Origin of the sequence: Brevibacillus sp. HB2.2 (genome assembly GCF_013284275.1) — a bacterium.
Classification (GTDB): Bacteria; Bacillota; Bacilli; order Brevibacillales; family Brevibacillaceae; genus Brevibacillus; species Brevibacillus brevis_D.
Map to the genome: position 1 here is coordinate 19,724 of NZ_JABSUV010000056.1, position 20,512 is coordinate 40,235.

The window sequence follows — 20,512 nt, forward strand, 5'->3', positions numbered from 1 at the left end:
TAGTCCAGCTATCGAATTAACTTTCAGCTATCTTACTTTCTTGTAAGGTTGGGACGATGGCAGACAAGACAATACGTACGGTAGTCCCCTCGCCCACTTCTGATTCCATTTCCACCCCATGATGGAGCCGACCGCAAATTTCTTTCACCAAGTACAGTCCCATCCCGGTGGACTCAGGATATTTACGCCCGTTTTCTCCGGTAAAATACGGCTTGAATACGCGGTGAATATCTTCGGCGGGGATCCCGATTCCATAATCCTGCACTTCCAGTATGGCATGTGCTCCGCGTTCATACGCACGAATGGTGACCTTGTTGCTTTTTCCTGCTGAATAACGAACGGCATTCGTCAACAATTGGTTGAGGACAAAAGCAAGCCACTTATCGTCCGATTCTACTCGCCAATTTTCATCCACTTTTACCTCGGGATACACTTGGTTGCGAATAAACAGCCGCTTGTTTTCAGCCAACACATTTTGCACCAAGGAACGCAGTGTTACGGGCTCAATCAGGAAGTCCTGTTCAAATCGGTCGAGGCGAGCTATGTACAGTACTGTTTCTAGTCCACGCTTGATCCGGTCCACTTCTTCACGAACGCTCTCAGCTGTTGGATCATCTTCATTTTGCAGCAACAGATGAATAACCGAAATCGGCGTCTTCATCTGATGAACCCATTGCTGAATAAACGTCGTATGGTCCCGTTGCTTGTTTTCATAGGCATGAAGCTGTTCTTTGTAGAGCCGGTACTGCTCCTGACTGATGTCATCCATCGCGCGGCACAGCGGTGAATTCCCGTATGTCTGGGTCAGCTCCTCTAATGACTCTACCGGCTTGCTCAGTCGCTGATAGATTGTGCGGTGAGACAAATAACGGATGACGAGAAAAGCCCCCGCGAAAAAAACAGATAAAAACATGACGTAGATCATCAATGATTCATTCCAATACCCATCCAACGCAAAAATCATAATTAATAAGATCAATTGGACGAGAAAAAACGCTGCGAATGGCCATTGATCACGAAGGAACAGCCTCATTGCCCTTCCTCCCAAGTCGCACGTAAGCGATAACCAGAACCGCGAACAGTCTCGACAGCTCCCTCTAAGCCTAGGTCCTTCAGCTTGCCGCGCACGCGTGTGATGTAGACATTCAGCGTGTTTTCATCGACAAACTGTTCATCCCACAGCTTTTCTAGCAAACGCTCACGGCTGACGACACGTGGATGTTGATTCATCAAGGCTTCGAGCAGTAACGCTTCCTTTTTGCTTAGCTCGATTTTGGTCTCGTACATGGACAACTCCATTCGCTCCAAAAACAGCTTGAGCCCCGCCACTTCAACTGTACGCTCCCCTTCTTGCGGAGCATATTGTCCGTAAGCCCGACGTAGCTGACTGCGGATTTTGGCCAAAACCACATCGTAGTCAAATGGCTTTGTAATATAGTCATCAGCCCCATTTTCTAAGGCCATCACCTGGTCCATTTTACTTTCTCGTGCAGAGATGAACAGGATCGGGCAGTTGGACTCCTGGCGCATTTGCCGGCACCAATAAAATCCGTCAAATTTCGGTAGATTCACATCCAACAGAACCAAATCAGGACGCGATTGGGTAAATACCTCCATGACTCTATCGAAATGTTCAACATTGACTGTCTGGAATCCGTATTTTTCCAGTTGCTCTTGTAGCAGCTGGTTGATTTTCGGGTCGTCTTCTACAATCATAATTGTGGACATCACTCATACTCCTCTCGTCTTGAGTCTCCTCCATTTTATTCTTTACTATACCATTAGAAAACTAGACTACGCCAAGCCTTTAGCGTTTCTCGTACTTAGAAGTCGAATCAAAAAAAGACTTGTATGTTGCTGTAGTGGTGAGGAGGAAACAGGAGAAAACGCTCAGCTTCTAGGGCCACCCCCTGGGGGATTGGCTGCACGACTCCATGCAAAAAGCGAAACGGCGTCCAAAGTAGTCCATTCAGGATGTATTTCAGAGGTGGACGCTTAAGGGCGTGTTTCGCTTTTTGCATTGCGTCTCGGTCGGTGTCCCTAAGATCTTCGCTTATTTCTCCTGTTTCCTCTACGAGCTTTCCGTGTTGATCGGTTTTTAAATACCTTAAAAGAATGTAAGAATGAATGCCATCAGTAACGACAGAGAAGAATATTTCCAGGCGTAGCGACTTGTGGAGTCCTACCGAGCGGAGAAGGGATTCGCGGGCAAAAGAAACGCAACCGTGCCCTCGCGACGAAGCGGCTACCACTTTTGCGTTTCCCCGCGAATCCCTTCGGAGCGGACAGTCTTAACCCCCAGCAGGACGAAGCCTGGGGCCTAGCATGGAAATATTCTTCTCTCCACTACAGTCTGCCAATAGTAAAAAAGGGCAGGACTGTTGTCCCCCCTTATGCTTGTTCTGTCATCAATTGCTGTAGCTTCTTAATCCCGCGGAAGTGCAGGATTTTCACCGAAGCCTCTGTCTTGCCCAAGATTTCCGCGATCTCATTCATTCGCAAATCTCCGAGATAGCGCAAAGCGATCACATTGCGCTGATCCTTTGTCAGCGTGTGCACCTTATCCCACAAGCCCTCGGTTGTCTCCTGATTCAGAAGATGCTCCTCTGGCAGCTTATCTGTTGCGACCATATTGCTAAATGTGTCCTGATCGACCGGACTCTCCCGCTTCTTGCGCATGTAGTCAATCAAAGCATTGTGGGCAATTCGGAAAATCCAGGCGCCAAATGGATGGCGGCCATCGTACTGCTCAAGCTTGGAGTACACCTTGATAAACACAGTCGTTGTCAGGTCTTCCACATCCCAGACGTTTTTTACCCGGTAGCGGAAATAGCGATATATTTTAGCAGAGTAATCTTCGTAAATTTGTTGGTGATTTAATTTTGGATACATGATTGCTGTTGTCATAATCGATCTCCCGTTTCGTGATCCGTATGAATTGATTTCATTGTACGGTCGAAACGAAGCAGGAACCATCGAGTTATATTTCAGGAAGCTTACACTTTTGTAAGGTACTTATGGGCTCGTTGTAAGCTCGCACAAGTAGGTACGAAAGGGGTATCATTTCGGTTACAACTTTCAAAAGAAATCTTTAAAAATTTCTTAAGGAATTTTTTAAGTTGTCTTTAAAAGCGTTTTGGTGGAGGGAAGACGTTAACTCAGTTATAAATGATATTCATAACCTTTTGCTAATGAAAAGATATGGGTATCAGTCAGTTCTCCAGAGTCATTTAGGTTAACATTGCGTAAAGTACCCTCCAACGTAAAACCTACCTTCTTAGCTACAGCTATACTTGCGTTATTCCGAGTATCACAGCGAATTTCAAGGCGGTTTGCTTCCAATTCATAAATGGCAAAGGCAACGATACCTTTTACTGCCTCTGTCATTAGACCCTCACCAGTACGCGATGTGCGTAGCCAATATCCAATTTCAAATTTTCGTACATTCCAATCAAAGCGATGGAGCCCACTACTGCCCACAAACTGCCCTGTATTCTTTTCGAATATATGTAGCACTAAGTCTGTGCGCTCTAGAAAATTGATCCTGGCTTTACGTACGTATGCTTCTGAATCGTCAATAGATGGGAGGTTTTTTACAAACGGAAGCCATGGGCGCATCTCATTTACACTTTCACGTATGGCTTCATTTACAAATTGACCATCACCCCATTGCGGTGCTCTAATCAATAATCGCTGAGTTTCAAATTGTTCCGGAAAAGAGAGAAGTAGTGGATTCATAGTAGTCCTCCTTATATCGGAATGAGTTTCCAATAATAGTAACCGCTTGACCGCTCATTGACAATTGAAGGTAGTCTTGAACTCACTTTCAGGGTTCTTAAAGCTTCTCCCCCACCGAGGCTACTATATAAAAAGATGCCCCCGAAAAATTCGAGGGCACTTTCATTTAAATCAATCCAAGACGTTGGAAAATCGTATCCACATGCTTCAGATGGTAACGGTAGTCAAAGCACTCATCCAGCTCTTCCTTGGATAGTGTAGAGCTAACAGTCGCATCCTCATCGACGATCGCACGGAAGGAGCGTTGCTCTTCCCACGCCTGCATCGCACGAGGCTGTACCGTGTCATAGGCTTGCTCGCGGCTCATTCCTTTTTCGATCAGCTTAAGCATCACTTGCTGCGAGTAGATCAATCCAAAGGTACGGTCCATATTGCGCTTCATGTTCTCAGGGAACACCGTCAAGTTTTTCACGATGTTCATGAAACGGCGCAGCATGTAGTTCAATGCTTGCGTCGCATCTGGCAAAATCACGCGCTCCGCAGAGGAGTGGGAAATATCCCGCTCATGCCAGAGGGAAACATTTTCATAGGAAGTGAGCATGTGACCGCGGATGACACGAGCCAGTCCGCAAATATTTTCGCTTCCGATTGGGTTGCGCTTGTGTGGCATTGCAGAAGAACCTTTTTGGCCTTTGGCAAATGCTTCTTCCACCTCGCGCATTTCGCTCTTTTGCAGACCGCGAATTTCTGTTGCGAATTTCTCCAAAGAAGTTGCGATCAGTGCCAATGTCGCCATGTACTCGGCGTGGCGATCACGCTGCAAGGTTTGAGTAGAAATAGGCGCTGCAGACAGTCCCAGCTTCTCGCACACGTACGCTTCCACGAACGGATCGATGTTTGCGTATGTGCCAACTGCGCCAGAGATTTTGCCGTACGCCACTTCTTTTTTCGCAGCCTGAAAACGCGCCAGGTTGCGCTTCATTTCTTCATACCACAGGGCCAGCTTCAAGCCAAAAGTCGTAGGCTCCGCATGTACGCCATGCGTTCTGCCCATGCAAACCGTATCCTTGTGCTCACGAGCTTTGTCTGCCAAAATCTCGATGAAGTCTTCGATATCCTTCTCCAAAATTTCGTTCGCCTGACGCAGCAGGTAAGACAGAGCAGTATCCACCACATCGGTAGAAGTCAGTCCGTAGTGCACCCACTTCTTTTCTTCGCCCAAGGTTTCCGATACCGCACGGGTAAACGCCACCACATCATGGCGTGTCTCTTCTTCGATCTCATAGATTCTGTTGATGTCAAAAGTAGCTTTATCCCACAGCTTTTTCACGTCTTCCTCAGGAATGACGCCCAGCTTGGACCATGCTTCACACGCGAGAATTTCTACTTCCAGCCACGCTTTGAATTTGTTTTCTTCCGTCCAAATAGCGCGCATTTCCGGTCGGGAATAACGTTCGATCATGATAATACCTCCGATGTATTCGTCCAGATTTTCAGCTCATCAATCAGGGTGAGCGCTTCTTCTACAGTAGGGGCGAGCACATTGATATGCCCCATTTTTCGCTTGGCCTTGCTCTCTGCTTTTCCGTACAAATGGAGCTTGGCTGTGCGCGGCAGCTTGTCGATCTGATCGATGACAGGCTGTAGATGCTCTCCCAAAATATTAACCATCACGACGCTCGAGAGCAACTCTGTAGATCCCAAAGGCAGATTGCAAACCGCCCGAACATGCTGCTCAAACTGCGAGGTCACACAAGCATCCATGGTAAAATGCCCGGAGTTGTGCGGTCGCGGAGCCAATTCATTGACATACAGCTGACCATCTTCAGTCAAAAACAGCTCAACTGCAATGAGTCCGACCACATCCAGCTTTTCTACAATCGTGCGAGCAATTTCTTCCGCGCGGGCGGCTACTTCAGCCGAAATACGAGCGGGTACGATGCTCAGGTGCAGGATGTTTTCCTGATGAATATTTTCTGACACAGGAAAAACGGCCAGTTCTCCCGCAGGATTGCGTGCAGCAACAACAGACAGCTCCATTTGGAAGGGTACAAATTGTTCCACGATCAGCTCTGCACCTGCTTTGGACAACGTTTCGTACGCCTCCGCCAGCTCAGCCTCGCTTCTCAATACCCATTGTCCTTTGCCGTCATAGCCACCGGTTGCGGTCTTCATAACAGCAGGCAGCCCCAGTTCACGCACGGCGTCCTGCAAATCCTCCAAGCTGTTCACGACACAAAACGGAGCAACCGGGATGCCGATCTCGCGAATAGCGGTCTTTTCCCGAATCCGGTTTTGGGTGATACGCAAAAGGCGGCTTCCCTGCGGTACATAAGCGCGGCTCTCCAACACTTCAGCCACCTGTGCATCGACATTTTCAAATTCATAGGAGATGACATCACTGACCGAGGCAAGCTGCATCGCTGCTTCTACATCATCGTAGCTGGCAACAATTTGCCGATCAGCCGTTTGGCCGCATGGTGCGTCTGCTGTTGGGTCCATTGTGACAAAGCGGTAGCCCATAGCTCGTCCCGCAAGAGCAATCATCCGTCCAAGCTGTCCTCCACCGAGTATTCCTAGGGTCGATCCTGGTTTGATTTGCTTACGGTCTTTGGTTGTCATTCGAGTTCACTAGCCTCCAGCACCTTATTGCGTACATCATCACGTCTTTGCACGAACCGCTCTTGTACATCTGGATATTTGATCCCCAAAATTTGCGCAGCCAATAACCCTGCATTGATAGCTCCAGCTTTTCCGATCGCAACCGTCGCCACAGGCACGCCCCCTGGCATTTGCACAATTGACAAAAGCGAGTCGAGACCATTCAAGTTGGATGATTTCACCGGTACACCAATGACAGGCAACTCTGTCTTAGCAGCCACCATTCCTGGCAAATGGGCTGCTCCGCCCGCACCTGCAATAATGACCTCCAAGCCGCGGCTTTTAGCGGTCTCGGCATACGTAAACATCAAGTCTGGCGTTCTGTGTGCAGACACGACCTTCTTTTCGTACGGCACCTGCAATTCGTCCAAAATTGCGCAAGCTTCCTTCATTGTTTCCCAATCTGACGTACTGCCCATAATGACTCCTACCAAAGGCTGTAGCATAAACCATTCGCCCCCTACGTTTTGTAACATCAGAAGAAAACCCAACCGACTAACGGCTTTTCGCGCCGCTCTCATCGCCTGGGCTATTCGAACTCGTTTTCTCTCAACGTATTCAGTGTAGCAGGGAGAAAGTTTGCCTGTCAACCTCGTTTCCGAACATTTAAAAATGATAGATCAAAAATTATTCGTGTTTGCCTTTTTCTACCCAATTGTTGGCCGCTTCGGCTTTCTCTAGCTCGACCTGAAGCCAATAATCTAAGTAGGGACTGGCATCCGCCCCGGCAGCTGTAGTCAATAGCGCTTTGATTTGCTCCCCGTTCGCCTGCTTGTATTGATGATCTCGTACATATTGACGCAACACCTGATGCAGTCGTTCGACTCCCCATTCTTCTTTCAAGTTCCACCACATGGCACCCGCTCGTCCGTAGACGAGGTCATTGTAGCTCCTCCAGTCTGGAAAAGCCTCCACGGACGACTTTGCAGTGACACCTTGGTCCGCATATCCTTCCGCTGCACGTGCTTGCCCTAGCCGCATCTGAATATACGCTTGTGAACGCGTGGGAGACTTTTGCTGCAAAAATACCATCGTCGCATAATCTGTCAGTCCCTCATCCAGCCACGCCTCTCGCACCTCGTCGTTTCCGACCAACCCGTAAAACCACTGATGTGCCGTCTCATGCGCTACGATCGCTTCCCACATGGCATCGCTACGATCAAAATACTCCTGGGCAATAAAAACGAGGCCCGGGTATTCCATGCCTCCAAAGAAGCCGCCTGTTTTGACAACATCGTATTCCTTATACGGATACACTCCGAACTGTTTTCCGTAATAGTCGAGAGACTCCCTGGCAGTCTCATGAATTCGTTCTACGTTTTGCGGGTCATCACTTTTCTGCACCCATGTACGTACGATGGTTTCTCCGACCTTGCCAGATATAGGCTGGTACGTATCGTCCATGACAACAAGAGCAAAATCCCGAACGTTCCATGCGTCCACCTCATAGATTTTTAACCGTTGCGGTCTCGTCTCTGTGATGACAGCCACGCTCTCCAATCCACTCGTAGCAAGCTGGTACCCCTCTGATAACTGCACACGTAAATGATAATTCGCCACATCCGAGTAAAAAGGATCGCCTATCGCGGAATAAGGATCGAGCCGCCAGCCTCCTGCATCCTTGACTGCCAGGATCGGCAGCCAATTGCCCAGCCACATCGCATGATCATGGTAAGACATTCGCCCATTGTTATAAGGTACCTCTAGCTGAAAATTCATCTCCACCACTGTCTCTGCATTCGAAGTTCTTGCAGGAAGGGGCACTTTTAAAAGCGTATTGGTCTTTCCTGCATACTGTACGCCGACACTTTTTCCGTTTACTCGTACTTCGCTTATCCTGATACCGCCAGGCTCACGCTGTTTGCCCAGCACAGCCTCCCAGTTCTCTCCACTGAGAGCAGCATTTGCAGAGAAAGCATTGGAATATAAATGAAAAAAAGCTTGGTCATCTTTTGAGAAAAAACGAGCCGTCAGCATGCCTTTCACCATGTGCTTGTTCATATCGATTTGTACGTCGGCCTTGTAAGTGACTGCAGCCTGCTTGTGACTAATCGGCACAATCTCCTGAGCATCTACGACAGCCTGCCCTGTCCAAGGCCGGATGTTCAAGAATACAGTCAAAACGACTCCTACTGCGACGATGACCACCCAATGCTTTCGCCACATCGCGATCCCCTGCCTTCGATTACTTCTTCTGATGCTTGAGACGTTGGCGCTCCAGCCAAGCAGCTGCCTGTTCCTGCTGGGACATGTCTACTTTCAACCAATAGTCCAAGAAAGCGCCCGCATCTTCTCCGGCCATCTCAGATAGAAAGACTCCCCATTCCTTTCCGGTCACCACCTGATAACGGTACTTCTCGACATACTGCTTTAAAACGTCATGTACCCTTTCTTCCCCCCACGCTCCCTGCAATAGCCACAGCATCGAGGACGTACGGGAATAAACGAGATCGCTATAACTTTGATTATTAGGAAATGCAGACAGCGCTTGCCAAGGACGTTGTTCCTCTGCCACGTAATACTGAACAGAGGTGCCCTGCCCCAGCCGTCTGCGTACCCGTTCTGCTCCCAACAGCGGGTCTTGCTGAGATAAGTATGAGAGCGTCACGTACTCTGTGAATCCCTCATCCAGCCATGCTTCCTTTACCTGATTATTTCCTAGCAAGCCGTAAAACCACTGATGTGCCGTCTCATGGACAACCGTGACGATACCTGTTTCTTCCCCAGAAAAGAAATGACGCCCGTCGAGAAAGACCAATGCTGGGTACTCCATTCCATTTATTGCTCCACCGGTTCTTACCACATCGTATTCGGTATAGGGATAGGCGCCCAATTGATGATGAAAATAGGCCAGAGACTTCGCTGCTGCTTCATGAATCTGCTCAGCAGTTTCCGGATCATCTGTTTTCCGCCACCATGTTCGGACGACTGTTTCGCCCACCTTTGTTTCCGTTCGCTGATAGGAGGCATCCATAACGACGAGGGCAAAATCCCTCACATTTTCTGCAACGAGCTGTATCGTCTTTTCTCCCTCACGAGTAGAAACCTGTTTCGCAGCCATATCAGGCGCTGTGCTCGCCAGCTGATACTCTTTTGGCAGCGTCACGTTCACCTCATAATCTGCGTTCTCACTATAAAATGGATCACCGACAGGCTGTACGGATCGAGATGCCAGCCTTCCTTGTCGTACACCGCAAGAACCGGGAGCCAGTTCCCCAGCCAGAGTGAGTGGTCATCGTACGACATCCTGCCGTCGTTTCGCGGAAGAGTCATCTCGAACTCCATCACGATCGTTCGTGGGCCCGTCTGTCCTTCTAGAGGCACTTCGAATATGTTCAGGTCTTTCGTCTGTTTACTGGCAACCGCAACGCCATCGACCAGTAGCTTTTTATTAGTGTATGTGCCAAGCGTTGGGCCATTGCCTAAAAGTTCCTCCCATAGCATGCCTTGATGCTCTTCTGTAAATACGTTCGGGTAAAGATGGAGATAGGCACGAGTAGGGTCTTTTGGCCAAAAGGTAATCGTTACGGTTCCTGCTACTTCCTTCTTGATTGGATCAATTCGCACATCCGCCTGATAGAGGGGTTTACGCGTAAGCGCAGTACCCTCCTCAGCATTTACAGGCAACATCCACGTCAAAAACAATAAGCTACAACCGACCAGTGAGACCCATTTCTTCACGCCATCTCCCCCTTTTCTCTACTGTACAAAAAATGGAAGAAAAAGACTATCTTGCCTCTTTACCCTGATAGCTTGTCGGACAGCCACTTTTCAACCAACTCCAAAGGAACCGGCTGTTCTGTTCCCTCTCGCATATCTCTTACGACGACCTGCCCACTGTTCACTTCGTTTTCCCCATAGATCAAGGCAAAAGCAAAGCCTTCCTTGTTTGCATAATCGAGTGCTTTTTTCAGTCGTCTACCAGTCAGCTCCAGCTCGACTCTAATACCGCTCTCTCGCAATCGATTGGCCAGGCCAAGACTGGATGCTTCTGTCCCGAGGGGAATGACGAGTACATCGGCAGCTCTCTGCTCCTCCGTGTTACGATTTGCCAACGCTGCAAGAATGACATCCAATCCAAACGAAATCCCGACAGCGGGATACTCTCTTCCATCATCCAAAAGCCGACCGATAATCTGATCGTAACGTCCCCCACTACCGATACTGGACGTCATACTTCCATCCTGCAAAAAGATCTCATACACAATCCCTGTATAGATCCCTAAGCCTCTTGCCAAAAATGGAGAGAAACGAAGCTCCCCAGCCACACCCGCTCCTGTTACATAAGCAAGCATTTCACGCAGCTCCCGAATCCCTTCCTGAACTTGCGGGGATGTAAAGCGCTCTGTCAAAAGATCCAGGGTAATCCCACCTTCTTGTAGGAAAGACGTAATGGCCAACACGAGTGACTCCTCGACGTTTCGCTCCCGCAAGTCATCACGCACTCCGTCCACGCCGATTTTCTCGAGCTTATCCAGCGACAGCATGACATCCCCGGCCCGCTCTACGGGAACTCCCAGCTCCTGAAGCACCCCAGATAACAGCTTGCGGTTGTTGACCTCAATGTACACGTCGAGCCCCAACCGCTTGAATGCCTCAAACGCCATACTGAGCAATTCAGCTTCAGCCAGCACCGATGTCGTTCCCACGATATCGACATCGCATTGAATAAATTCGCGCAAACGTCCGGTTTTTACTGGGCCGTCCCGAAATACTTTTCCGATCTCATACCGCTTGAACGGCATCCGCATCTCAGGATTCATGCCCACTACCTTTGTCAACGGTACAGTCAAATCATAGCGCAGGCCGAGCTCTCTATCTCCTTGGTCGTTCAAACGATACACTTCTTTCAAGATCTCATCCCCGCCGCCGTACTTGGATGCCAGCAATTCGTAGTGCTGCAACATAGGCGTCTCCAATGGCTTGCAGCCGTATGTCTCAAATACAGCCTCGAGCGTCCGTCGTATCCAGTTTCGTTGCATCTGCTCCTGCGGCATGAAATCTTTTGTGCCTTTTACCGTTTTTAATACTTCGTTTTCCATGAATAACACCCTTTCTTTTATTAGATAGAGAAAACCAAAAAAGCCATGCAAGGCAACTTCTTGCCCGCATGGCTTCCTAAATACACCACCGCAGGCACGAAGCACAAGAAGCGCTTGCACCTGCGGAAAAATTTCCGAAGATACAAACGCTCTACGTGTGGTGATGCTGTTGAAGGAACATGTTTAGACCTGTCATGGGAATCGGTCCATCCTTCCGTGAAAAAAGATTTTTCCTATCATAGCGCAAAAAAAGCTCCCCGTCCAGTAGACGAAGAGCCTCATTCCCAAATAATCCTATTCGCGCAACCAGATGAAGTACGCCAGGAAAACGAAGAACAGCACATACATCGCCGGATGCACTTCGCGAGCCTTGCCCTTCATTACCTTCATCACTGGATAAACGATAAAGCCCGTTGCAATACCTGTTGCAATACTGTAAGTCAATGGCATCAACAAAATGGTCAGGAATGCAGGGAACGCTTCATCCAGGTCATCCCAAGCCACTTTTGCAATGTGAGAAGCCATCAGAACACCGACGATAATGAGCGCTGGTGCCGTAACCGCAGGTGTGACAATAGCAAGAATCGGTGAGAAGAACAACGCCAGCAGGAACATAATCCCTGTAACAACTGCGGTAAATCCAGAGCGCCCGCCTGCCGCTACCCCTGCTGTCGACTCAACGTAAGCTGTAGTGGTAGAGGTACCGAGTACCGCACCAGCCATACCTGCAATCGCATCGGAAGCGAGTGCTTTTCCTGGACGTGGCAAATTGCCGTCTTCACGGAGCAACCCCGCTTGGCTCGCCACACCCAAGAGCGTACCTGTGGCATCGAAAAAGTCTACAAACAAGAATGTCAACACAACAATCAGCATGTTCACGGTAAACAAAGCGGATGGATTACCGAGATATTGGAACGCAGCACCGAATGTAGGAGCAAGGCTAGGTGGTGCAGAAACGACTTGCTCAGGCAGATTCACCAGTCCGAAAAACATCCCGGTAATCGCCGTAATCAACATCCCGATAAAGATACCTGCATTGACTTTGCGAGAAAGCAGAATGACCGTCACGATCAGACCAAACACAGCAAGCAATGCATTTTTCGCTGCCAAAATTGCTTCCGGCTTCATGCCCTCGTGATAGAAGGTCAGATGTCCCAGCGCTACGAAGGTGGCATCATTGGCTACGATGATACCTGCGTTTTTCAAACCGATAAACGCGATAAAAAGTCCAATCCCTGCCGAAACTGCGTACTTCAAGCTTTTTGGAATCGCTTTGATGATCGCTTCACGAACCCCTGTCAGGGACAGAATCAAAAAGATCGTACAAGAAAGGAATACGCCAGCCAAAGCCTGTTGCCAAGGAATTTGCATCGTCAGAACGACGGTATAAGTAAAAAATGCGTTCAATCCCATTCCCGGAGCTTGACCGATCGGCAAACGTCCAAAAATACCCATTAACAGTGTACCGAGAGCAGCAGCCAAAGCCGTTGCGGTAAAGACAGCCCCAAATGCAGGATAGTTTGCTTTCAAATCTGGCGGCAGATCCGCACCACTGAGAATGAATGGATTGACAGCCAAAATATATGCCATTGCCAAAAAAGTAGTAATACCCGCGATGATTTCGCGTCGGTAATTGGTGCCTAGCTTGTCAAACTCGAAATACTTCCGCACCTATAAGTCCCCCCATACTAATCTTGTTGCAAAAAATAGTCTAACTGTTTTTTGCCGACCGTAAACGAAAAACGTCGACGTTTTTCACAAAAAAAAGGCCCGGACGCTCTTATCATGCGCCTGGCCGTCAAACAAAACACTTCGGGAATAATTCCAAATATAATAACAAAATCAGATCCCGATGACATTTTGTTCGTAGCCAGGTCGTTAACGGCGACCATGTAGAAACGCTTGAGCCATATTCTCAAGAATATACGAACCTTCCTATATTACCTGCTCACATTGAGAAGTGTATCAGGTGACATAGGGAATGTCAACGAAAATACGAACATTCATTTTTAAAAAGAGTTTAATATCCGGATATTTCCCGAGGAGGCCTGTGTTATACTTCATAACTAGATGGAGGAGATCCAAAATGAGCTATATGGATGCTTGGGAGCAAATAATAGCGGAGCAGGAACGAGAACGTGACCGGCTTCGAGTCAATCGAGTCACCGTACGGGTTGACGGTATGAAAAAGAGCAAGCACAACGTTCATCAAAAGGAAAAAGTCATCGAATATGGCTTTGTGGAACGTGATTTGTATGATGAGAATTTAATTGGGAGGTTTGAACTCTATTTCGCTGATCGTGACACTCTTCTCCAGCAAGATCGGTTTGGAGATGAATTTGCTTTTGGTGAGCTTACAGATGAACATGCAGTTGCAACGGCAATCTTCTCCTATTTAGCGGAGCACTATTCTCAGTTTTTGAAGGAAACTCCCTTCGCTATTAGCTACAACCCTATTGCAGAAGCTTGGATTATTGAAGGAACGCTTCCTCCGGGATGGCTAGGCGGGGTCATTTATATTGCTCTTGCAAAAGAAAATGGAAAACTTCTCATGATGTATGGAACGAAATAATTCTTGATCATAAAAAAACTCTCTTTTATTCGCAAATCACGCAAATAAAAGAGAGTCATTTTTTGTTCCTATTCCCACTCAATTGTTGCTGGTGGTTTGGACGTTACATCATACACAATGCGGTTTACATTGTCTACTTCATTCACGATACGCACAGAGATTTTCTCCAATACATCCCACGGAATGCGTGCCCAGTCAGCAGTCATACCATCAATGGACGTTACCGCACGAATCCCTACGGTGTAAGAATACGTACGAACATCTCCCATTACACCTACGGTCGTCATGTTTGGCAAAGCCGTGAAGTACTGCCAAATTTCCCGATCAAGACCTGCCTTGGCAATCTCCTCACGCAAGATCGCATCGGATTCACGAACGATCTTCAGTTTTTCTTCCGTCACTTCACCCAAAACACGAATGCCGAGGCCTGGTCCTGGGAATGGCTGACGCCAAACAATCTCATCTGGCAAGCCCAACTCGGTACCCAGTTTGCGTACTTCGTCTTTGAACAATGCTTTCAATGGTTCAATCAACGTGAACTTCATGTCTTCTGGCAAACCGCCTACGTTGTGGTGCGATTTGATCGTTTGTGCAGTCGCTGTTCCGCTCTCTACGATATCGGTGTACAGCGTACCTTGTGCCAAGAAGTCCATATCTGTCAGCTTCGCTGCTTCTTCATCGAATACATAAATGAACTCGTTACCAATGATTTTGCGCTTTTGCTCTGGGTCAGATACACCTTTGAGCTTGCTCATAAAACGCTCGCGAGCATCGATCTTGATCACTTTCATGGAGAATTTCTCACCGAATGTCTCCATTACCCCTTCTGCTTCCCCTTGGCGCAGAAGACCGTGGTCAACGAACATGCACGTCAATTGATCGCCAATCGCTTTGTGAATCAGCGCTGCTACTACAGAAGAATCCACACCGCCGCTCAACGCACACAGTACTTGCTTGTTGCCGACTGTTTCACGAATGCGAACCAGCTCGTCCTCGATGAACGTCGTCATGCTCCAAGTTGCTTCACATCCACAAATGTTGAACAGGAAGTTTCCGATGAACTCTGTACCTTTTTGAGTATGAACTACTTCTGGATGGAACTGTACGCCGTACAGCTGGCGCTCAATGTTGCTGATCGCAGCTACCGGGCAGCTGTCGCTTACCGCATCAATGACAAATCCGGTTGGGAGCTCCACTACTTTGTCAGAGTGGCTCATCCACACGATTTCGCTTGTATCCCATTTGTCGTACAAGCCGTGTTTTTGCTGCATACGCAGTTCAGCTTTTCCGTACTCGCGTTTACCCGCGCGTTCTACTTTTCCGCCCGTCAAATGGCTCATCAACTGCATTCCGTAGCAAATACCCAATACAGGCAAGCCCAGATCAAAAATTGCAGGGTCTACAGTTGGTGCTCCCTCTTCGTACACGCTAGCAGGTCCGCCAGAGAAAATAATCCCTTTTGGATTCATCTCTTTAATCTTTTCAACAGGTGTATTGAACGGAATCAGTTCACTATAAACACCCAGATCGCGTACACGGCGCGCGATCAACTGATTGTACTGGCCTCCGAAATCAAGTACGACGACCATTTCCATTGACTTGTCCATCATATCCCCCTTCTCCTGTAACATACAGGACGTGCAAGTGTCGGCATGCCATGCGAAGTTGTCGCATATTTGCAAAAAAGCCGGGACTGCTATCTCCGGTAAACAATACGGAGGCAACGTCCCAGCTTGTGTACACATGTGCGGTTTGCATGTACAAAAATCCGATGTGCTCTCCTCGTAGTCGCCAAATTTACGGTCTAGCGGTAGAAACTTTCAGGCCCTATTCCTGATCATTATACGAGTCTCATTGATCGTCATTCTAGCAGATGGAACGGCATTGTTCAAGGCTTCAATTGACGGATTAACCGTTCGAGTATTTGCTCTGCTATTGTTCTTGCATTTTGTTCCATTTGTTTATAGCCATACATGGTACGTTCGTACAGCTCCGTCAAATAGCGCAGGTCTTGTCGCTTGTCTGCCGGCAGGGTCATCCTGCCCACGTACTCCCGCAACGTTTCTCCTGGCTGTCTGCGCGTGTAGACTCGCTCCATCATCCGCATTAGCAAATGGTACCGATCCGGGAACTCACTGCTTCGCTCTTGATTCAGTTGCCTACGCATCCACCATAGCTGGATGTCTTGTTTGCGGCGCCACACGATAATTCCTGCCGCGACAACGACTACAGCCAATCCCGCGTTTACTTGCCAAGGAATTTTCATCCCACTACCTGTTAGGCTGTCTCCCTCTTCCAGTTCATTGAAACGTCCATTCCCACGATCGCTGTCCGTTTGATTCGCCAGGTTTGGCAAAGGAACAGGGATCTCTGGCTTTGAGGTGACCAGATCATAATTAAAACGAACAGGTGACATGAATGTACTCGTCGCTTCAAACGGAACCCAACCAATCCCCGGGAAGTATACCTCTACCCACGAGTGAGCATCTTTGTTGCGCACTTCTACAGTCTCGTAGTTAAACGCATCCGTTCCCACTCGTTCACCAGGTGCGAAGCCCTTGACCCAACGTGTCGGGATATCCAGAGTACGAAGCATAATCGCCATCGAAGTGGAAAAATGGTCACAGTACCCTCGAAGGCTGTCAAACAAGAAGTGATCGACAAAATCCTGACCTTCTGGAGCGACAGGAACGTCTTTCGTTTCATACTTATATTTTCCACTTGAGCGCAAGTAATTCTCGATCGCTCTCACTTTGTCATAAGGAGTCTTCGCATCCTTGGTAATCGTTGCAGCGAGCTCTCTTACTCGCGGAGGAACCGAAGCTGGCACTTGCAAGTAGCGCTCTTTGATATCATCCGGATAATTCGTCCCCGCATTCGTCACGGCCTTTTCACTGACAATCGGTACTTCTGTCTCGACCTTGTATTGATTCAGTTTGAGCAAAAGCGGATTGGGGCCGTACTCTGGCCGACCGTTTTTCTCACTCAGCTGAACCAAGTTGATTTTTCCCGCCCGTACTTCGAGCTGCTGATTCATTTTGTCATAAACAACGGTTGCCTCTGGTGGCGCATAATTGCTCACCTTTTTCAGCTGACCTTGATAAAAGACAGTCGGGAATTGCTGCGGGCCTTTAAATTCTAATGTAGCTTGAACCTTCTTTGTTTCAAGCCCTTGGAACATCGTATTCTCCCATGTATAGGTTTGCGGGTCCAGGATTGACTCATACTCTCTATCGCCTTTTTCCCAGCCAACTCCCGTATACACGTCCTTCGAGTCACCGCGCCAATAGCTGTGCTCGTTCGTCTTTGCAATAAACACTAATGTGTTATCTTGCAGGAAGGGACCGCCCAACCGTTCATCGTTGTTGTCGTATCCTACTTTTTTCATCACACCAACAGGGGTATCTTTCCCTTTCCCTGTTAAAAAGGCGATCGGATCAGGCCATGACGGTCCGGACTTCGGTGCAGCATAACCGATGCTGATGCAAGCCATAATGACCAACACCGAAGCCATGAGGGAGTTGAGCATGATTCGGCTTCTCTTCCCTGCCAGTGTTGCCATGTTCATCATCTTCATCAGATGGCTAATGGCCAGCATCAGGAAACCAATAATCAGCGTCCGTACAACCCCTGCACTGGCATCATACGGGAGAAAGGTATCCAATACAGCCAAATACAATTCCGTCAAAAAGACAAACCATAAGCCTTGCCGTTGTTCCAGCACGAGGTACGTTAACATCGTCGCTAACAGCACCAGGACGAGATCAAACATTGTATTCCGCGACAAGATCGACATGCTGGCCCAGTCCTGTTGAAACGCTAACGGAAGATCATGAATCATCTGCCCGTACAATTGACCAATCCATTCCGAATCAAAAAACGGTTTGTCAAATAAAGTAGCATGCAAAAGCACCATTAGCCCCAGTGCCTTGATCGGCAGGGTTAACCACCGATAAGGAATCAACAGGTCAATGATAATGACTCCACCCACAATTGCATAAAACGGCCACAGAATGCCCGTATCGGTTAATGTCTGTAAAGGAATCAGCCACTCTCGTAACATCAGGAACAGAAAAAGGGCCAAGACCCATTCCCAAATCGTTGGACGCCTCCAAACGCTCATGAGTCTATGCACCTCCTATCCGTTTCCACTCTTGATCATCCATGTGAATAGACGTACATGTTACTTTGTTTGCGCCAAGCAGCTGCAACGCTTGTTTTTGTTCATGCGAAATCGTTGACTCGTTCTGCATGAGAAACAACTGCACCCGTCTGCCTTTTTGAGCGAGTGTGACCAAACGACTGATCAACGTTTTTTCTACATGCGGTGTAATAATAATCAAAGTGACACCTTGAGGCTGCTCCAATGCTTCTCTTCCCACAATTCTGGCAAATAACTCTTGTCCTTCTGGCGCGACACGAGCTAATTGATCAAAAACTCTGAGGAAATGGGCATGGGACAGACCTGGTGGTATCGATATGCGATCTGTTTGTTTGTACACGAGCCCATAATGGTATTGATTCCGATTGGCGTAAGCGATCAGACTAGCCGCTAGCTTCACCGCTGTTTCGAACAAGTGCACAGGCTTCCCTTGGTAGCTCGCCTTCTCCACATCAAGGAAAAAGACAGCCTGATTCATTGCCTGATGCTCAAATTCCTTCGTCTTTAGACCCGTCCCCCGTGCAGAAGCTCGCCAATGAATTTGGCTCAACCGATCGCCCCGATGATAGTCTCTTACGCCCCGTACTGCTGCAACGTCATCAGAGCGCCGATGGGAAACATGCACCGTCCCACTGAAGCTCCCGTCACCCAGGGCCCAATGGGTCAATTCTTTGTATTTTGGATAAACGAGAAACTCCTGAGAAATCGAATAAACTTTGCGGCGCTCAAAAAACCCAAAGAAATCCCCGCCGCTCACTACACATTCATCGAGACGATAGTATCCCCTCGGTACACTAGGTATGACATAACGAAACTCGACTTCCCTTTTGAACCACGGGAATATCAGTTGTCGATGCGGCTCATACACGCCAGCCAACCTCGCCGGCAAAGGCTCCATAATCATATTCCAGCCCAGCGGAAACCAAATCCTCCGGCGCAAACGTATCGTTACAATGACATCTTCCCCATCCTGCAGACGATTGCGATCTAGTTCACGCTCGACCTCTAGCTTCGTGAACATGAGTACATAAGCGACAATTTCATACAGGAGAAATACCAAACTACTATAGAAAAGAAACCAGCTTGAGAAGCCACCTTGAAATTTTGCGAATACATAAGTGACCAGAACTAATGCAATCGCCTTGAGCTTACCCCACCTTTGCTGTCTCATCTGCAATCACCGCCTTAGCTTACCGGGACACGGGTCTCAGACAAGATCATAGCCAACACCCGATCTACGGTTGCTCCTTCCAGTCTTGCTTCTGGTTTCACAATCATACGGTGTGCAAACACTACTGGAACGAGTTCCTTCACGTCATCTGGAATGACATAATCACGTCCACGGACGAAGGCCAATGCCTGAACAGCCCGGAAAAGAGCAAGAGAACCGCGCGGGCTCACGCCTAGATAAATATGATGATGCTCACGCGTACGATGACATAGACGCACGATGTATTCTTTTATTCCTTCCGATACCTTGATCGCTGATACCTGGCGTTGAAGTTCCGCAAGCTCGGCGGTGGTCATAACCGGCTGAAGCTCTTCCAATGGATTCGCTGCCGAGAATCTAGACAGCATCCGCATTTCTTCCTCTACCGTTGGATATCCCAATCTTACTTGCATAATAAATCGGTCCAATTGAGCTTCAGGTAATGGGAAGGTCCCTTCATATTCTAATGGGTTTTGCGTAGCCATCACAAAAAACGGCTCTGCCAATCGATACGTAGCACCATCAATTGTTACCGAGCGCTCTTCCATGGCTTCCAAGAGTGCGGATTGTGTTTTCGGCGAAGTCCGATTGATTTCGTCTGCAAGAATGACATTTGCAAAAATCGGCCCTTGACGGAACTCAAACTCCAAACTTTTTTGGTTAAAGATAGCAACCCCTGTCACATCCGTTGGCAACAAATCAGGGGTAAATTGAATACGTTTAAAATCACCGCTGATGGATTTGGACAATGCCCGTACCATCATGGTCTTCCCAACGCCTGGTACATCTTCGAGCAAAACGTGACCATTCGCTAGAACAGCGGCTACCATCAGCTCAATCGCAGAGCGTTTACCAATCAGTACTTTTTCTATATTATCGATTAAACTAGCTATTGCAGGATTTACTTGTTCCAATTTGATAGGGTTCATCTTGATACAACTCCTGTTCCATGATATTCTGCCGCAGGTTTGTAACAGCTGTTCCTCCATGCTTTCAGTGTAATTCTAAAGTAATGGATGCAAATAGGAGATACAAGGAAAAAATACTTAAAATTTGAAAAAATACACAAGTTATTATAAAAAAAAGAGTAGGATCTATTCCTACTCTTCGGTTTCATATGAAATATG

The 20,512-nt window shown here is 48.0% G+C and carries 17 protein-coding genes and 2 riboswitches; of the genes, 1 reads left to right on the top strand and 16 read right to left on the bottom strand.

Annotation, left to right across the window (positions count from 1 at the left end):
• Positions 1-16: 16 nt before the first annotated feature.
• The 12 genes from HP401_RS27300 to HP401_RS27350 all read right to left on the bottom strand — a co-directional run bounded on the left by HP401_RS27300 (position 17) and on the right by HP401_RS27350 (position 13,112).
• Positions 17-1,033 (bottom strand): sensor histidine kinase, encoded by a 1,017-nt coding sequence (locus tag HP401_RS27300; protein WP_173607303.1) that lies wholly within the window; start codon positions 1,031-1,033, stop codon positions 17-19.
• Positions 1,030-1,728, bottom strand: a complete 699-nt coding sequence (locus tag HP401_RS27305) for a response regulator transcription factor (protein WP_016740262.1) — start codon at positions 1,726-1,728, stop codon at positions 1,030-1,032. Before HP401_RS27305 ends, HP401_RS27300 begins: the two co-directional genes overlap by 4 nt.
• A 663-nt stretch (positions 1,729-2,391) precedes the next feature.
• Complete coding sequence (locus tag HP401_RS27310) at positions 2,392-2,907, bottom strand: RNA polymerase sigma factor (RefSeq protein ID WP_173607304.1); 516 nt, start codon at positions 2,905-2,907, stop codon at positions 2,392-2,394.
• 255 nt (positions 2,908-3,162) lie between these two features.
• Entirely contained in the window at positions 3,163-3,738 is a 576-nt protein-coding gene (locus HP401_RS27315; RefSeq protein WP_087341997.1) for a GNAT family N-acetyltransferase, read from the bottom strand.
• Between the two features lie 166 nt (positions 3,739-3,904).
• Positions 3,905-5,200, bottom strand: coding sequence for an adenylosuccinate lyase (gene purB / locus HP401_RS27320; RefSeq protein ID WP_142498442.1), 1,296 nt, complete (start codon positions 5,198-5,200; stop codon positions 3,905-3,907).
• Positions 5,197-6,360, bottom strand: a complete 1,164-nt coding sequence (gene purK / locus HP401_RS27325) for a 5-(carboxyamino)imidazole ribonucleotide synthase (RefSeq protein WP_012684281.1) — start codon at positions 6,358-6,360, stop codon at positions 5,197-5,199. Before purK ends, purB begins: the two co-directional genes overlap by 4 nt.
• Positions 6,357-6,845 (bottom strand): 5-(carboxyamino)imidazole ribonucleotide mutase, encoded by a 489-nt coding sequence (gene purE, locus HP401_RS27330; RefSeq protein ID WP_012684280.1) that lies wholly within the window; start codon positions 6,843-6,845, stop codon positions 6,357-6,359. Before purE ends, purK begins: the two co-directional genes overlap by 4 nt.
• A 181-nt stretch (positions 6,846-7,026) precedes the next feature.
• A complete protein-coding gene (locus HP401_RS27335) occupies positions 7,027-8,565 on the bottom strand; it encodes a M1 family metallopeptidase (RefSeq protein WP_173607305.1) in 1,539 nt (512 codons plus the stop codon).
• A 19-nt stretch (positions 8,566-8,584) separates the two neighbouring features.
• Positions 8,585-9,505 carry a M1 family aminopeptidase gene (locus HP401_RS30055; protein ID WP_309145166.1) on the bottom strand — a complete coding sequence of 307 codons (921 nt, stop codon included), beginning with the start codon at positions 9,503-9,505 and terminating at the stop codon, positions 8,585-8,587.
• Positions 9,506-9,507: 2 nt separating this feature from the next.
• A complete protein-coding gene (locus tag HP401_RS30060; protein ID WP_254457206.1) occupies positions 9,508-10,080 on the bottom strand; it encodes a gluzincin family metallopeptidase in 573 nt (190 codons plus the stop codon).
• 59 nt (positions 10,081-10,139) lie between these two features.
• The gene (locus HP401_RS27345; RefSeq protein ID WP_173607306.1) at positions 10,140-11,441 is read right to left on the bottom strand and encodes a histidine--tRNA ligase; all 1,302 of its coding nucleotides are present in this window, start codon (positions 11,439-11,441) and stop codon (positions 10,140-10,142) included.
• A gap of 294 nt (positions 11,442-11,735) precedes the next feature.
• A complete protein-coding gene (locus tag HP401_RS27350) occupies positions 11,736-13,112 on the bottom strand; it encodes an NCS2 family permease (protein WP_173607307.1) in 1,377 nt (458 codons plus the stop codon).
• A gap of 176 nt (positions 13,113-13,288) precedes the next feature.
• Positions 13,289-13,390: riboswitch (purine riboswitch) on the bottom strand.
• Positions 13,391-13,527: 137 nt separating this feature from the next.
• Between HP401_RS27350 and HP401_RS27355 the strand changes: the two genes are divergently transcribed.
• The gene (locus HP401_RS27355; protein ID WP_173607308.1) at positions 13,528-14,013 is read left to right on the top strand and encodes an NTF2 fold immunity protein; all 486 of its coding nucleotides are present in this window, start codon (positions 13,528-13,530) and stop codon (positions 14,011-14,013) included.
• 68 nt (positions 14,014-14,081) lie between these two features.
• Here HP401_RS27355 and guaA read toward each other — a convergent pair whose 3' ends face one another.
• The 4 genes from guaA to HP401_RS27375 all read right to left on the bottom strand — a co-directional run bounded on the left by guaA (position 14,082) and on the right by HP401_RS27375 (position 20,314).
• Entirely contained in the window at positions 14,082-15,620 is a 1,539-nt protein-coding gene (gene guaA / locus HP401_RS27360; RefSeq protein WP_173607312.1) for a glutamine-hydrolyzing GMP synthase, read from the bottom strand.
• Positions 15,621-15,778: 158 nt separating this feature from the next.
• A riboswitch (purine riboswitch) is annotated at positions 15,779-15,881 on the bottom strand.
• Between the two features lie 20 nt (positions 15,882-15,901).
• The gene (locus HP401_RS27365; RefSeq protein WP_173607309.1) at positions 15,902-18,136 is read right to left on the bottom strand and encodes a transglutaminase TgpA family protein; all 2,235 of its coding nucleotides are present in this window, start codon (positions 18,134-18,136) and stop codon (positions 15,902-15,904) included.
• Positions 18,137-18,140: 4 nt separating this feature from the next.
• Positions 18,141-19,346, bottom strand: a complete 1,206-nt coding sequence (locus tag HP401_RS27370) for a DUF58 domain-containing protein (protein ID WP_173607310.1) — start codon at positions 19,344-19,346, stop codon at positions 18,141-18,143.
• A gap of 14 nt (positions 19,347-19,360) precedes the next feature.
• On the bottom strand, positions 19,361-20,314 hold the full coding sequence (locus HP401_RS27375; protein ID WP_173607311.1) for an AAA family ATPase: 954 nt from the start codon (positions 20,312-20,314) through the stop codon (positions 19,361-19,363).
• Positions 20,315-20,512 lie beyond the last annotated feature (198 nt).